The organism is Thermovenabulum sp. (assembly GCF_049701175.1).
Lineage (GTDB): Bacteria > Bacillota > Thermosediminibacteria > Thermosediminibacterales > Thermosediminibacteraceae > Thermovenabulum.
Map to the genome: position 1 here is coordinate 26,149 of NZ_JBNATW010000006.1, position 16,145 is coordinate 42,293.

Annotated in this window: 12 protein-coding genes; 10 read left to right on the forward strand and 2 right to left on the reverse strand. The window is 41.8% G+C overall.

Going from position 1 to position 16,145, the window contains the following annotated elements; all coding sequences use genetic code 11:
- Window positions 1-21 precede the first annotated feature (21 nt).
- The 8 genes from ACPLVF_RS03115 (at window position 22) to ACPLVF_RS03150 (ending at window position 13,384) form a co-directional block, all read left to right on the forward strand.
- The gene (locus tag ACPLVF_RS03115; RefSeq protein ID WP_424906370.1) at window positions 22-1,464 is read left to right on the forward strand and encodes a sigma-54 interaction domain-containing protein; all 1,443 of its coding nucleotides are present in this window, start codon (window positions 22-24) and stop codon (window positions 1,462-1,464) included.
- Between the two features lie 119 nt (window positions 1,465-1,583).
- Window positions 1,584-2,225, forward strand: a complete 642-nt coding sequence (locus ACPLVF_RS03120; RefSeq protein ID WP_424906371.1) for an MBL fold metallo-hydrolase — start codon at window positions 1,584-1,586, stop codon at window positions 2,223-2,225.
- Window positions 2,226-2,339: 114 nt separating this feature from the next.
- Window positions 2,340-3,965 (forward strand): CTP synthase, encoded by a 1,626-nt coding sequence (locus ACPLVF_RS03125; protein WP_424906372.1) that lies wholly within the window; start codon window positions 2,340-2,342, stop codon window positions 3,963-3,965.
- A gap of 167 nt (window positions 3,966-4,132) precedes the next feature.
- Complete coding sequence (locus tag ACPLVF_RS03130) at window positions 4,133-6,508, forward strand: AAA family ATPase (protein ID WP_424906373.1); 2,376 nt, start codon at window positions 4,133-4,135, stop codon at window positions 6,506-6,508.
- Between the two features lie 284 nt (window positions 6,509-6,792).
- Entirely contained in the window at window positions 6,793-9,159 is a 2,367-nt protein-coding gene (locus ACPLVF_RS03135) for an S-layer homology domain-containing protein (RefSeq protein WP_424906374.1), read from the forward strand.
- 395 nt (window positions 9,160-9,554) lie between these two features.
- A complete protein-coding gene (locus tag ACPLVF_RS03140) occupies window positions 9,555-10,235 on the forward strand; it encodes an ABC transporter ATP-binding protein (RefSeq protein WP_424906375.1) in 681 nt (226 codons plus the stop codon).
- 85 nt (window positions 10,236-10,320) lie between these two features.
- Window positions 10,321-12,030: an efflux RND transporter periplasmic adaptor subunit gene (locus tag ACPLVF_RS03145; RefSeq protein ID WP_424906376.1), complete on the forward strand. Its 1,710-nt coding sequence runs from the start codon at window positions 10,321-10,323 to the stop codon at window positions 12,028-12,030.
- Window positions 12,031-12,040: 10 nt separating this feature from the next.
- Complete coding sequence (locus tag ACPLVF_RS03150) at window positions 12,041-13,384, forward strand: ABC transporter permease (RefSeq protein WP_424906377.1); 1,344 nt, start codon at window positions 12,041-12,043, stop codon at window positions 13,382-13,384.
- A 13-nt stretch (window positions 13,385-13,397) separates the two neighbouring features.
- Here the strand turns inward: ACPLVF_RS03150 and ACPLVF_RS03155 are convergent, their stop codons facing one another.
- Complete coding sequence (locus ACPLVF_RS03155; RefSeq protein ID WP_424906378.1) at window positions 13,398-13,823, reverse strand: nucleotidyltransferase domain-containing protein; 426 nt, start codon at window positions 13,821-13,823, stop codon at window positions 13,398-13,400.
- A gap of 171 nt (window positions 13,824-13,994) precedes the next feature.
- Here ACPLVF_RS03155 and ACPLVF_RS03160 point away from each other — a divergent pair, with 171 nt between their 5' ends.
- A complete protein-coding gene (locus ACPLVF_RS03160; protein WP_424906379.1) occupies window positions 13,995-15,254 on the forward strand; it encodes a glycerol-3-phosphate acyltransferase in 1,260 nt (419 codons plus the stop codon).
- Window positions 15,220-15,831 (forward strand): N-acetyltransferase family protein, encoded by a 612-nt coding sequence (locus tag ACPLVF_RS03165; RefSeq protein ID WP_424906380.1) that lies wholly within the window; start codon window positions 15,220-15,222, stop codon window positions 15,829-15,831. Before ACPLVF_RS03160 ends, ACPLVF_RS03165 begins: the two co-directional genes overlap by 35 nt.
- Here the strand turns inward: ACPLVF_RS03165 and ACPLVF_RS03170 are convergent.
- Window positions 15,828-16,115, reverse strand: coding sequence for a DUF503 domain-containing protein (locus ACPLVF_RS03170; RefSeq protein WP_424906381.1), 288 nt, complete (start codon window positions 16,113-16,115; stop codon window positions 15,828-15,830). The genes ACPLVF_RS03165 and ACPLVF_RS03170 overlap by 4 nt on opposite strands.
- Window positions 16,116-16,145: the final 30 nt, after the last annotated feature.

Below are 16,145 nucleotides of genomic sequence, written 5' to 3' on the forward strand. Positions count from 1 at the left end.
CCTCATTAAGGGGTTGATAGATTGAAGGAGATTGATATAATAAAAGCCCAGTTAGAGCTTCTCCTTTCTCATGTAGAAGAGGGCATACACATCGTAGATGATGCGGGCATTACGGTATACTACAACGATGCGGTCGCCAAAATTGAGGGATTGACCAGGGAAGAGGTAGTGGGGAGGCATATTTTAGAAATATTTCCCTCCTTAGACGAAGAGGAGAGCACCCTCCTGAAGGTTTTAAGAACGGGGGAGCCCATATACGATAAGGAGCAGACCTTCACCAATTATAAAGGGAAGAGAATCACCACAATAAACACCACACTGCCCATAAAGGTTGACGGCAAAATAATAGGTGCTATGGAAATATCCAAGGATATAACCTCTGTAAAAGACCTCTCCGAGAGGATAAACGACCTTCAGGCAATTCTTTACGGCAGGAAAAAACCGGGAGAAAAGAAGACGGGAGCGGTTTTCACCTTTGATGATATAATCGGCGAAAGCAGGGAAATAAAGGAGCTAAAGGCGCTGGCCCGAAAGGCTGCGAGAAGCTCCATCCCCGTTTTAGTCTGGGGAGAGACGGGGACGGGGAAGGAGCTCTTTGTACAGGCCATTCACAATGAAAGTCCGAGGAAAAATAAACCCTTTATCCCCCAAAATTGTGCCGCCCTGCCGGGCACGCTTCTTGAAGGTATACTCTTCGGCACCATAAAGGGAGGATTTACAGGGGCTGAAGACAGGCCAGGACTTTTCGAACTTGCAGACGGTGGCACTCTTTTCTTGGATGAGATAAATTCAATGCCCCTTGAACTTCAGGCAAAGCTTTTGAGGGTGCTGCAGGAAGGTACGGTGAGGAGGATAGGCGATACAAAAGTAAGGTATGTGGATACGAGAGTCATAACGGCGTGCAGCGAGGACCCGGTGGAGGCTGTGGAAAAAAAGAAGCTTCGTGAAGACCTTTTTTACCGAATAAATGTGGTTTCTTTAAAAATCCCTCCTTTAAGGGAAAGGAAGGAAGACATACCCATACTTGTGGATTATTTTATTAAAAAATATAACCCAAATACCGAAACCGATATAAAAGTATCGCAGGCGGTTATGGATATATTTTACGAATACCCCTGGCCGGGCAATGTTAGGGAATTGGAACACGCTATAGAAGGTGCCCTTGTTATAATGGAAGGGGACACCATACTTCCTGTGCATCTTCCCGTTCAAATAAAAAGTTATTTTTCACCGGCAAAGGGGAATATAATATATCAGGAGAGCATGAATCTTCAGGAAGCTTTGGAAAGGGTAGAAATGGATTTAATAAAAAAGGCTATAGAGAAAACCAGCGGTAATATTTCAAGAGCAGCAAGGATGCTTGGCATACCCCGACAGACCCTTCAGTACAAATTGAGAAAAATCAATGAAAGCAAAAAAATAAAAAGGTTAAAAGAGGAAAAGGAGATAGAGAACTCAAGTTAAAATGTTAAATACAAGGAGGAATTTTAAGTTTTTTCAAGAATATATAAGAATATATGGCTTTTAGACAGTTCCCCTGTGCGGTTAACCGGTAAAGAGGAAAGAAAGGGAGGTTTTTAACTGTGAAAATAAGATGGTTCGGTCATGCCTGCTTTATGCTGGAGTCCGTTGTCGGCACCAAGATAGTCACCGACCCATTTGATGGAAGTGTAGGATATAAGATACCTAAGGTTGAAGCCGATGTGGTTACGGTAAGCCACGACCACTACGACCACAATTATGTGGAGGCGGTTCACGGGGACCCGACTATTATAAAGGCTCCGGGAGAATACATCACCTGTGGTGTTAGCATAAAAGGAATTTCCGCCTTCCACGATGAGGTAAAAGGGGCGAAAAGGGGACAGAACATAATCTTCGTCTACGAAATAGATGGAGTGAGGGTATGCCACGTGGGAGATTTAGGGCATCTTCTTTCAAAGGCTCAGGTTGAGGAAATAGGTAGGGTAGATGTGCTTTTAATCCCTGTAGGAGGGACCTTTACCCTCGATGCTGAAGGAGCAGCTGCCGTGAGGGAACAGCTTTCACCCAAGATTACCATCCCCATGCACTTTAAGACCCCTGCAGTTAGCATGCCCATAGACCCTGTAGACAAATTCCTTGATAAAGTCGGGGGAGGAGAATTTTTAGATTCCAACACCTTAGAGGTCACTCAAGACGACCTAAAGGGCGACGTAAAAAGGGTAATAGTTTTAAAATACGAGTAAAAAGCAGCATTTTCGCTGCTTTTTTTATTAATTATTGACAACCCCCCTTTTATTTATCTAAAATAGAGTGTATGGATTTTTTTATGTACGGAAAATCTTCAAGGGGGACTTGTAATGCACACCAAGTTTATATTCATAACCGGTGGAGTCGTTTCCTCGCTTGGCAAAGGAATAACCGCAGCCTCATTGGGAAGGCTTTTGAAGGCAAGGGGACTTTCCGTTTTCATGCAGAAGTTTGACCCGTATATAAACGTGGATCCGGGCACCATGAGCCCCTATCAGCACGGCGAGGTATTCGTCACCGAAGACGGCGCGGAAACCGATCTTGACCTCGGGCATTACGAAAGGTTTATCGACGTAAACCTTACAAGGGACAGCAACGTTACTACTGGCCAGATTTACTGGTCAGTACTTTTAAAGGAAAGAAGGGGAGACTATTTAGGGGGCACCGTTCAGGTTATTCCCCATATAACCAATGAAATAAAGGACAGGATTTTGAGGATTGCTCGCACGGAAAACCCTGATGTGGTGATCACCGAGATAGGCGGAACGGTCGGCGACATTGAGAGCCTGCCTTTTTTGGAAGCCATAAGGCAGCTTCGGGCTGACATTGGGAGGGACAATGTCCTTTACATCCACGTAACCCTCGTGCCTTACCTTGCTAAAGCGGGGGAATTAAAAACAAAACCCACCCAGCACAGCGTAAAGGAACTCCGGAGCATAGGTATACAGCCTGATATTATCGTGTGCAGGGCGGAAAAGCCCCTTTCCCGGGAGCTGAAGGAGAAAATTGCCCTTTTTTGCAGCGTAGAGCCCGAAGCGGTTATCCAAAACTACGATGCGGAAACCATATACGAGGTGCCGCTCATACTCCAAAAAGAGGGGCTCGACGAGGTTGTAGCCAAAAAGCTCGGCTTTGACGGCATGAAAGCAGACCTTACAGAATGGGAGGAAATAGTAAAAAAGATAAAGAACCCTTTAAACAGGGTAAACATCGCCCTTGTAGGCAAATACGTAGAGCTTCATGATGCATACCTCAGCATAGTTGAGGCATTAAACCACGGCGGTATAGCCAACGACACCCGGGTTTTTATAAAATGGATTCATTCGGAAGACTTAGAAAAAGAGGGAGTAAACTTAAATGAAGTCTTTGAAGGCATAAACGGCATACTAATTCCCGGCGGATTCGGGGACAGGGGCATTGAAGGGAAGATAAGAGCCATACAGTATGCAAGGGAAAACAAGATACCTCTTTTCGGCATTTGCCTCGGCATGCAGTGCTCCGTAATAGAATTTGCAAGGAACGTTTGCAACCTAAAAGGAGCCCACAGCACCGAGTTTAGGCCGGACACGCCCTACCCCGTAATAGACCTCATGCCCGAACAAAAGGGCATCGAGAAAAAAGGCGGTACAATGCGCCTCGGGCATTACCCCTGCAAGATAAAAGAAGGCACTAAGACTCATGAGGCGTATAAGGAAGCTATCATAGAGGAGCGCCATAGGCACCGCTACGAATTTAACAACGACTTCAAAGAAATTTTGGAAAAGAACGGGCTTATCATCTCGGGTATTTCCCCCGACGGAAGGCTCGTTGAAATAATCGAATTAAAAGACCACCCGTGGTTTATAGGGACCCAATTTCACCCTGAATTCAAATCAAGACCCAACAGGCCCCATCCCCTTTTCAGGGAATTCATAAAAGCCTCCCTCGAATACAGGAAGAAAAGAATAGAAGGATAAAAACCGGAGTTTCGCTCCGGTTTTTTTATGCCTTTTCTTTCAACTGTCTTGCCTCAGGAAAGAGAATGTAATAGAATTAAAACAAATAACAAAATTATCAGCAAAAACATAAAATTATTAAGGAAAAGCGTAAAATTTAAAAAAAATTAATTAAAAGGGGGTTTTTTATGCTAAAAAAACTTTCCATCGAAGAACTTTGCGATACCTGCGATGCATCCCTTTTTGAATTTGAAACCACCGATGAACTTGAACCCATATCCGATATAATAGGGCAGCAAAGGGCCGTAAGGGCGATGGAATTCGGCCTTAAAATAGAAAAAAAGGGCTACAACATCTTTGTAAGCGGGCCCACCGGCACCGGAAAGACCACCTATGCAAGGCTTGCCGTTTCAAAGGTAGCAAAAGAAAAGAGCGCACCCGATGATATACTTTACGTCTACAACTTCTCAAAACCCGAAAAACCCATTGCCCTTTTTTTAAAGGCGGGAATGGGCTACGAATTTACAAAGGATATGGAAAAACTTGTAAACGAGGTTAAAAGGGAGATAAACAAGGTATTTGACGATGAAGCCTTTGAGGTGCAAAGGCAGGAAATAATAGATATATACCAAAAAAAGTCCGCCGAGATCTTTGAAAAACTTGAAGAACAGGCAAAAGCCGAAGGATTTATAATCCAAAGAAGCCCGCAGGGGTTTATAACCGTTCCACTAAAAGAAGGAAAGCCCATGAGCCAGGAGGAATTCGACGCCCTTTCCGATGAAGAAAGAAAGGCAATAGAGGAAAAAGGAAGGGGCCTTCAGCCAAAAATAGATGAAGCTTTAAGAAGGGTAAGGCTTGTGGACAGGGAAGCAAGGGAAGAACTATTAAAATTGGAAAGAAAAACCGCACTTGCTGCAATAAACCCCATTTTCGAGGAAATTACCGCAAAGTACGCCGAATTCGAAGGGGTTGTAAACTACTTAAAAGAAGTAAAGGACGACATGATTAAAAACCTAAATGCAATAAGGCAGGCATCGAGGGAAAAAGGAGAGGACGGACTGGATTTTTCCGCGATTTTATCCCAAGGTGCCCCAAAAGAGGATTTTTTTATAAGGTATAAAGTAAACCTTTTTGTGGACAACAGAAACACCGAAGGCGCACCGGTAGTAATAGAGACCAATCCCACCTACTATAACCTATTTGGAAAAATTGAAGGAAAAGCCTCTTTCGGCACCGTTGTGACCGACTTTACCATGATAAAAAGCGGGGCAATACACAGGGCAAGAGGTGGATACCTCATCATTCAGGCTGAGGACCTTTTTAAGGACCCCTTTGCATGGGACACGTTAAAGAGGACCTTAAAAAACGGGGAAGCCCGTATAGAAAATATAGGAGAGCAGTACAGGGTAATACCTACGGTAACCTTAAAACCCCAGCCCATACCCGTTGACGTAAAGGTTATACTCATAGGATCACCCCTTTACTACTATATATTAAATGAATACGATGAGGACTTCAGGAAACTTTTCAAAATCCGTGTGGACTTTGATGTGGAGATGGAAAAAACTAAGGAAAACCTAAAAAATTACGCCGCCTTTGTATGCCACATCTGTAAAAACGATGGGCTTTTGCACTTTGACAAAGAGGCCGTTGCAAAGGTTATCGACTACAGCTCAAGGCTTGCGGAAGACAAAAGAAAGCTTTCTACAAGGTTCAACGAAATAGTGGAGCTTTTATATGAAGCAAGCGCATGGGCGGAGATTGAAGGGGAAAAAACAGTAAAAAAACACCACGTCCAAAAGGCCATAGAAGAAAAAGCCTACCGCTCCAACAGGGTTGAAGAAAAACTTTTACAAATGATAGAAAAGGGAGAGATCATCTTAGATGTTTCCGGGAAAAAGGTAGGTCAGGTAAACGGGCTTTCAGTATTGGATATTGGTGATTACACCTTTGGTCAGCCTTCAAGGATTACCGCTACCACCTACCTCGGCGATGCCGGTGTGGTGAACATAGAAAGAGAAGTGAAACTTTCCGGCAAAATTCACGAAAAAGCGGTATTAATCCTTTCCGGCTACTTAGGAGAAAAATATGCAAAAGACATGCCTCTTGCCATCTCCGCAAGCATAACCTTTGAGCAAAACTACGGAGGTGTGGAAGGAGACAGCGCAACCTGCGCCGAACTAATCGCCCTTTTGTCGAGCATTTCGGGCATACCCGTAAGGCAGGATATAGCTATTACCGGGTCCCTCGACCAGCACGGGAACGTCCAGCCCGTAGGAGGGGTCACCCATAAAATAGAAGGTTTTTACCATGCCTGCAAAATAAAAGGCCTTACCGGCACTCAAGGGGTGGTAATACCTTCACAGAACATCGACAACCTCATGCTCAAAGACGAAGTCCTGCAGGCAGTAAAGGAAGGCAAATTCCACATCTACAGCGCTGAGACCATAGACGATGTTATCGAAATAATGACCGAATTAAAAGCCGAAGAATTCCACCAAAAAGTGAAGGAATCTTTAAAATCCCTTGCCGAAAGGGCAAAGGAATTCTTCGACGGTGAGTAAAAATTTTATATTCCGAGGAAGGAATTTCCTTAAAAATGAAGAATATAATTTATACCGAAAATTGTTAGGTTAATTTTTCAGCAATGTTACACTATATTACATTTCGTTTACAGTTATCTCAGCCTTATTGACGCAAAATAAACCCCAATGCTATAATACCAATAGAAGTTAAGCTTAGGAAAAATATACAATCTTCTCAATCCTTTGAGAGGGGGGATAAGTAAGAAAATAAAAGATTTTATAAAATAAAATAAAAATTATAAAAAAATAAGGAGGATTTGGGTATGAAGCGTTTCAAAAAATCACTTGTAACCCTGCTCGTGCTGGTATTCGTACTCAGCATTATGAGCACAGGGTTCGCAGCATCCTTCAGCGATGTTAAAGATGAAAACGTTGCTGATGCTGTTGCAAGGTTAACAGCACTCAACATTATCAACGGCTATCCCGATGGAACATTCAAACCAGAAAACACAATAACAAGAGCTGAATTTGCAAAAGTCGTTGTAAATGCTCTTGGACTCGGCAATGCAGCACAATATGCAAAAGGAATGACAAAATTTAAGGATGTAACTTCAACACACTGGGCATCCGGCTACATACAGGTAGCATCGGACCTCGGAATAGTCAAAGGTTATCCCGATGGCACATTCAAACCCGAAGCAAACGTAACCTATGCCGAAGCAATCACAATGATTATGAGAGCCCTCGGTTATGAGCCAAAAGCAACTGCTCTCGGTGGATATCCCGGCGGATACCTCGCAGTAGCAGCTGAAAAAGGCGTAACCGATGATGTCAACGTAGTAAGCAACCTCGGCGCAACCCGCGGTGATGTTGCAAAAATGATCAACAACGCACTCGAAGTTCCTTTAATGGAACAAACATCATTCGGTGCTAACCCAACATGGACAGAGACTAATAAAAATCTACTTGAAAATAAATTATCAGTTAAAAAAGTTCTAGGAACAGTAAATAGTTATGACGAAGATGAAAATAAAGTAACTATTGAGACAAATGATTATGATGTAGCAGAGGGCATTTCTTTCAAAGGCTTAGAAGGTGCCAAGGTAACTGCATGGAAGAAAGATGGTAAGATAATATTCTTTGCAGTTGATTCGGAAGTTGTTTATGATACAGTAAAATCAATAGGAACAGATGGCAAAATTGAATTGGCATTTGCTGGGAAAAAATACGAGAAAAACTCAACAGTTTCTGTTTCGGTAGATAAATATTATAAATTTATAATTAACGATGGTAAGATTGATAACGCAGAAGAGCTTATTGATGGAAATACTGTATCGCCTAAGTTAGTAAAAGAAGTAAATACTACTAAAGATAAAGAATATATAAGAACTTACACAAGTGATTCTTCAGTAACATCTACAACAAAATTAGACCCATCAGCCTTTACAATTGTTAAGAACAATAAAATAGCGACATTGGCAGATATTAAGCCTGGCGATGTCATTTATATTGTTAATACGACAAGTCAAAAAGTGATAGTAGCTTTTGATCTTAAAGTCGAGGGTAAATTAACAGCATACAAACAAAATGATTATATAAAAGTTAATGGAACAACATATTACGTTGATGGAGTAACATTCTCAACAGACAATGGTGATACTTATGATGTTTTTAATGATGATTTATTCAACACAAATGTGGTGGCATTAAAAGGTATTAAAAATAAAATAGTATTTGTAAAAGGAAATGTAGCTTCTTCAACAGCAGAATTCTATGGATTTGCATTAGATAAGACTTCTTCATTAGGTGAATATAAAGTAAAGGTATTAAAAGATGATGGAACAATAGCTGTTTACAATTATAAATCTTCAGTTGATTCATACTTACCAACATCTACGGGTGATTTAACTAAATTCTTCAAATTCAGTCTGAATTCAGATGGAGTAATAGATTCAGTAACTGTGTACAATGCAGTTTGTACACATACAATAACCGACGCTGGTAACGGTTATATGAAGGTAGTAGGAGATGCAGTTTACTACGTAAGCAATTCAGTTAAAGTATTTAATATGGAAGGAACAGGTGTAATTGATTCAGTTTATACTAATAACATTGCTAAACCAGAAGATGTTGAAATAGTGAACTGGGCTGATATAGTTAATGCGAAAAACATTGATTTAGATGTTATAGCATATAAAGCGAGTGGAGATTCAGAATATAAAGCAATTGTTATTACAAGGGGATATAGCGCTTTAGCAGGAGATGAATTTGTAGGATTTGTAAAAGACGCTTATAAAGTATCAACAGATAAATATGAGGCAGTTATTATTACATCGGCAGGAGAAAAGACTTATACATTTAGCACAGATATTATTGGCAAGATTGATAAATTAATAACTTATAGAGAAAAAGGAGCAAATGAAGCAGTATATACTGGTGAAACAACAGTTTCAACAACGGTTTATGATGTAGATACAACAAGATTGTTAGTAAAGTTAAGTGGCAATGTTTACAAAAAGGTTGCATCTGATGTATTAATAGTTGAAAAGAATGCAGATGGAGATCCTGAAGTGATTTCTCTATCAGATCTAAAAGTCGAAGTTGAAGCAGCTGATACAAGTGGAGTATCGATAAAATACTATATTGATGCAGATACTGAAATCATAAAAGCTATTACAATAGGATACTAATAATGAAAAAAAGAGGGGATAATTTCCCCTCTTTTTGTTATGTGCGCGCGGAATGCACGCGACCTTGATGGTGAAAGTCCATTACGGGGGTTGATAGCACCAACCGTTAGCTAAAGGCAAGGGTGTCCATCGCGAGGTGGAATCTGAAGGAAGCCGGAGGCAAAATCCCGGCCAGAGGAACACGAATTTCATATGAGGCCAATGCAATTGATCGAGCCTTCTTAACAAAGTTAAAGCTTTACTACTGAAGGTTATAGAATTAATAAAGGCGGGATTATTTAAACATTCCCCGCCTTTTTTATTTTTCATTAAAAATTTCTCTAATTTCCACATTGCAAATATGATAAAATTAAAAATATAAAAATCTTTTTAAAATCTGTAAAAGGAGTAAATTTATGCTGATAGAATTAAAAAATATAAAAAAATACTACAAATCCGGTAAGTTAAATGTCAAAGCCCTTGATGGGGTGGATTTATCGGTGGAGGGGGGAGAGTTTTTATCAATAATGGGCCCTTCGGGGTCGGGGAAATCCACGCTTTTAAACATTATAGGTTGTCTCGATAAGCCTACGGAAGGGGAGTACATATTAAACGGGAAGAATGTGGAAAGATTGAACGACGACGAGCTTTCGGATATAAGGAATAACTACATAGGGTTTGTGTTTCAGACCTTTCACCTTTTGCCCGATTACAATGCACTATTTAATGTGGAAATTCCTCTAATTTATAGAGGAGTATCGAGCAAAGAAAGAAGGGAAAGGGCTGAAATGGCTTTAGAAGCGGTGGGTCTAAAGGACAGGATGAAGCACAGGCCCACAGAGCTTTCGGGTGGTGAACAGCAGAGAGTAGCAATAGCAAGGGCACTTGTTCAGGAACCTTTATTGATTTTGGCAGATGAGCCTACGGGAGCCCTTGATTCGAAAACGGGTAATTCCATTATGGAGCTTTTCTGCAGGTTAAACGAGGAAAAAAATTTGACCATTATTTTGGTAACCCATGACGAGAAGATGGCGCGCTATGGGAAAAGGGTGGTTCATATACTTGATGGGAAAATCCAGAGCGTAACCTATAATTGAACAAAATCGCTATAAAATAAATGTAATATTAAAAAACAAACTCAAAAATAATGATTTATTATTTTAAATTTTAAGGGGGCTTAATATGTTTAAAAAGATTACCGCATTTTTAGTTATTACAGCACTCGTGGTGGCCGGGGGGTTTTACGCATTCAAGAGCCTTCTTCCTCCGCCGAAAAAGGAAGCTGAGGGGCCAATATATTCTACTGCGAAGGTCATCAGAGGGGATATAAACGTGGGGGTGGAGACTTCGGGGCCTTTATACCCCAACAGCAGCGGAGGTATCATGGTGCCATACAATCCCGAATCTCAGGGCATGGTAAGCTATATCATAGATGAGGTTTTGGTAAAGGCAGGAGATACCGTTGAGGCGGGGCAGGTCCTTGTGAAGCTCAGGGCCCCCAACATTCAAACAGAGCTTGAAAACCTTCAAAAACAGCTTGAGACTGCAAAAAAAGCCCTTGCGGATAAGCTCGGGACTACACCGGATAAGCTTTACGAGGTGGATCCTTCCAAAGGGATTACCCTAACCGCCCCCATTGACGGAAGGGTATTCGGACTTACGGCAAAGGAAGGAAGCGAGATTAAGGAAGGGGAAATAGTTGCAAAAATAGTAAACGATACAAAATATAGGGTAATTGCCAAGCTAAATCCTGCTGAATTCGAGATTGCTAAGGATTACAAAAAGGCTTTTTTGAGGTTTAACGTCTATGACGGTGTGCTCGAAGGTGAAGTTGTAGAGGTAAACGATGAGCCGGTCCCGGAATCTACAGGGACTTCTTACTCGGAAGGAGACCAGATGTATCAGTACGTATACTACATGACCATTGAGGGTAAAAACCCTGGATTAATACAGCCCAATTTGACTGCTTATATAGGACTTGCAAAGGAAGGGGTGAAAAATCCCGAAAGCCCAGAAGTTTTGTGGCTTAAGTTCCCATCGAAGGTGGAAGGTTTCGCTGAAGAAGAATCGGTGTTTTCGACCGTTACCGCTCGGGTGACAAAGGTATTTGTTAAGGAAAGAAGCAGGGTGAAAAAAGGAGACCCCCTCATACAGCTTGCGGGCTCGGATGTAAAGGACTACATTCTTGAAGAATTGAAAAAAATATCTGAACTTGAAAGCAAGATGTATAAGCTTCAAAACCAGCTTTCAATGCTTGAAATACGCGCACCGGTGAGCGGGGTTGTTGCGGATTTTAATGCAACAGTGGGTAAGACCGTAGGGATGGGTGAATGGCTCGGAAATATATTCAATCCCGAAGACATGACCATGTGGTGTCAGGTGGACGATATAGATATACTCCTCGTGAAGCAGGGGTCCCCCGTTAAGGTTACTATGGACGCACTACCGGGGAAAACCTTTGAAGGTTCGGTAATCTTTATATCGCCCATGGGAAAGGACCAAAGCGGTATTTCAAGGTTCGAGGTGCAAATAAAAGTAAAGGGCACGCCTGAGCTTAGACCGGGTATGCAGGCAAAGGCGTACATAGAAGCGGGCAGCGCTAAAAACGTCCTCCTTGTTCCAGTAGAAGCGGTATTTGAAGAAGACGGACAGCCGAAAGTAGAAGTTTTAAATCCCGATGGTACCACAAAAGTTGTAAGCGTGCAGCTCGGGCTCATGAACGACAGGTACGCCGAGATAAAAAGCGGACTAAAAGAAGGCGATGAAGTGGTGACGGGTTCAAGCTTTGATGTCCTTCCATCGCAGCACATAAAGACGGATAAACTCCTTCCCGGGCAGAATAACAATCAAAGCGGTGGCAACAATCAGCAAAATCAAGAAAGCGGCAAATGAGGTGAAAATAATGAAAAAGAACGGCCTCAGGGCCTTTTTTATTAAGCTTTTTTTCTCAGCAAAAATGGCGTGGCACGGGGTTGCGGCAAAGCCCCTCAGAACCTTTTTGACGGTGCTCGGGATTGCAATTGGTGTAGCATCTGTAATAAGCCTTATGGGAATAGGCGAAGGGGCGCGCCTTGAAGTCTTAAAGCAATTTGAAAGCCTCGGCTCAAATGTTATAGTGATAAAAGCTCAGGACCCTAAGGTGGAATTCAGCCCTGATGAAGCTTTTGAGCTTAAAGAAAGGGTAAGCGGTATTAAATATGCGACGCCTATTATTAAGACAAAGGCGATAATGCGCTGGAGAAGGGCGAGGGGCGAAGTGGACATACTCGGTGCGGGAAGCGAGTATTATAAGGTAAGGGATTATAAGGTAATTACGGGACATTTTTTTACCGAATGGCATGTAAAAGAAAGGGCAAAGGTAGCGGTTTTGGGATACAACTTGGGGAAAAGCCTTCTAAACGGAAGGTCCCCGGTAGGGGCTACCTTTACTTTAAACAACGAGACCTACAGGGTGGTAGGGGTGCTTTCTAAAAAAGGCAATAGTCAGGAGGGACTGGATGACCTCATAATAATCCCCTATACAACAGCTCTTAAAATAGCGGAGAAAAGGACCGTTGACGAGATATGGATAAAGGCGGATTCCGCAAAAAGTGCGGACCTTGCCATAGCTCAGCTCGGGAGGATTTACAGGAGAAAGCTCGGGATTGACCTGAAAGCCCCTAAGATAAATCCGGAAAATCAAAACAAAGAATGGCAGGGAGAAAAGGGGAAGCTACCAAATCCCGAAAGTGCTGAAAATCCTACAACTCCTACAGAAAAGCCGGAAAACAATAAAAATACCACCAGCGATATAATAGCTGGTAAAGAATTAATAACAATAACTAATATGAACAACCTCATCGAAGAAGCGGATAAGGCAAACAGGGTAATGACCCTTCTTCTTGCGGGGATTGCGTCTGTATCCCTTCTCGTAGGCGGGCTCGGCATAATGAATATAATGCTCGTTGCCGTATCGGAAAGGATTTCCGAGATAGGTTTAAAGCGGGCCCTCGGAGCAAAAAAATCGGACCTTTTATTGCAGTTTATCTTAGAAAGCGTGATTTTGAGCCTGCTCGGCGCCGTAGCGGGGATACTCGCGGGTATATGGGGAGTGAAGATTTTTACTACTTACGGGCTTTACGCCGTAGTAAGCATTAATGCTCTAAAGGTTTCAACCTTTGTTGCCCTCGGCTGCGGGCTAATATTTGGCGTATACCCCGCATACCTTGCGTCTTCTGTACCGCCGGTAGAGGCCCTGAGAAGATAGTAATCCAGCGGGCTCATTTTAATCCCTCCAGTATCATTTCTACAGCTCTTTTATATTGTGGGTATACCTCTTTATATTTCAGGCTTACTTTTTCTATCAAATCGGTTACAGCATCTTCATCCTTAACCAATACGGGCAATCCATTTCTTAAAATGTTGAAGGCAATTATGGTGTTAGAGTGGTTCACCGAACGGATGTCAAAGGGATGCCCTTCAAAATTTAAAAGCTTTAAGTATAATGTTTCAATAATATCCTCCGCTTTTTCTTCGTCTACGAAATCATAAAAAATAATTCCTATGTCTATGTCGCTGTCGGGGCGCATTAAATCGAGGCTTGAGCCGAAAAGGTAGACGCCCGCTATTTCATCAAAGGAAGAAAGTTTTTGGATTATATATGCTTTTAACTTATCCAAATCGATTTTTACCAAATCCCTCGGCATTTATAGCACCGTCCTTTAAAACTTCGTTATTTATAAATTACCACAATTTTTATATAATTAAAAGCATTATATTGCCAAAAAATGTTTTTGGGGTAAAGTATTTTTTGTATTAAAATAATGTTAGCAAAGGGAGAGTATATTAGTTATAAAAATTTTTAAGAAGGTGTAAGAATGAGCTATTTTGTTGTGACGGGGCTATTTTCATACTTGGTCGGGGGATTTTTCGTATTCAAAAAAAGGGAAACTTTTACTCAAATAGTGGAATTTTTAAAAGGCTATCTTACAATGTTTTTTGCAGGGCTTTACCTTCATTCAGGGCTCACTTATCTTTTTTCTTCAATGGGAGTCTTAGCAGGGCACACGCGCCCTTTTTTTAAGGGCTTTAGAGGGGATACAACCGAGGCTCTTGCCCTGGGCATCATCTTTTATTTGTCGTGGAAGATGGGGCTTATACTCTTTTTCTTTTTCCTTGTTCTAAAGCAATTTGGGGAAGATTACGACGATGCGGTTTTTATTACCTCTCTTTTGATACCCATTATATGCTTTAGATTTTTCAGAACGGATTCCTTTAACATAATTTGTATAATCATTTTTGTCCAGCTTGCGATACAGTTTTGGCCCGATTACTTGGAAAAAAGGATAAAGTCAGCTTTTATAAATAAAACAGTGCTTGGGCTTGCGGTATTTTTTATCATTGCCCTGTTTTTCTTTAATAAATACGTCTACAAAGGTTTTGGAATGCAAAAGGATTTGATAAGGCACGGTCCGGGACAATTTAAATATGTGGCAATTACCTTTGACGACGGGCCGGACCCCCTTTATACACCTGAAATTTTGGACATACTGCTGGAAAAAAGGGTGCCGGCGACCTTTTTCCTTATTGGCAAGAATGTGGAAAGTTATCCTGATATAGCTAGAAGGATAGTAAAGGAAGGGCACTCGGTGGGGAACCACACCTACAGCCACAAAAGCCTAATACCCCTTTCTGCGAAAGGGCAGGAGGATGAGATAAAAAAATGCGAAAAGGCCATTGAAGAGGTGACGGGTGTAAGGCCTTTGCTCTTTAGGCCGCCGAGGGGAGTATATACCTCTTTTGCAAGGAAGCTTTTAAAGGACGAAAGGTATACCATCGTTTTGTGGGACGTAAGCGCCATGGACTGGGCGGAGCTTCCGCCGGATAAGATTGTGGAAAGGGTGGTTTCCAATGTAAAACCCGGGTCCATAATCCTCTTTCACGATTCCGGAGATTTGGTGACCTTTAAAGGTGGTAACAGAACATCGACAGTTCAGGCACTTCCCAGGGTAATAGATGAGCTGAAAAAACAGGGTTATGAATTTGTGACGATTGATCAGATGATATTCCTTTCGGAACTTATGGAAACGGAGGAAAGGCTTGATGAGAATAAGAACGGCGGTTTTGAAGGACGTTGAATCCATAGCTGAAGTATTTTTGAAGGCCTTTGAAGGAAGCATAAAATTTTTTACACCCATAACATCGGGCATAAAAAGGGCCTTTTGTGCCCTTTTTACCCTTCTGATTTGCACCTTCAAAGAAGGCGTAATGGTTGCCGAGGAGGAAAATAAAATTGTTGGTTATATAGTAATGGCGGACAATGTGAAAAGATTGTGGAAAGAAGCTTTTTTATCCGGCTTTATTTTTAAATTTATAATAAACTACTTTAGGGGGGATTACGGAGTAAAGATAAAAGACGCCCTCAGGATAGTTTTTAACAAGTTATTCTTCTTAAGGTTTGAAGTAAATACCGCTTCATCGGCCCAGCTTTTATCTATCGGGGTGCTGCCCGAGTGTCACGGGAAAGGCATAGGAAAGGCGCTTTTAGAAAAGGGGATGGAGTATATAAGGAAAAAGGGGATAAAAAGGGTAAAGCTTGAGGTGAGGCCCAACAATACATCTGCGGTAAAACTATATGAAAGGTTTGGGTTTAAGGTAAAAGGGAGGACAAGGGACCTTCAGGGAGAATGGCTCATAATGGTGTGGGAAGGTTAAAAGGAGAACACCTCCCTTTCGATGTTCTGGACGAAAAACCTTCCATCCTCTTCTAAAAAATTTAAAGCGCTTTCTAACTGGCTTTCCGCATGGGCTTTGCTATTTGAAACGCAGCAGATGCCTATCACCGCAAAGCGAAGGTCGTCCTGCCTTTCTACTTCTGCTACCGAAAGGTTAAATTTGTTTTTCAGCCTTTCTACAACGCTTTTTACTATGGAGCGCTTATCCTTTAAGGAAAAGGTGTCCCCTAAGTAAATTTCCACCTTCAAAATCCCGACGTTCATATATTACCATCCTTTCATAGAATGAGGCGA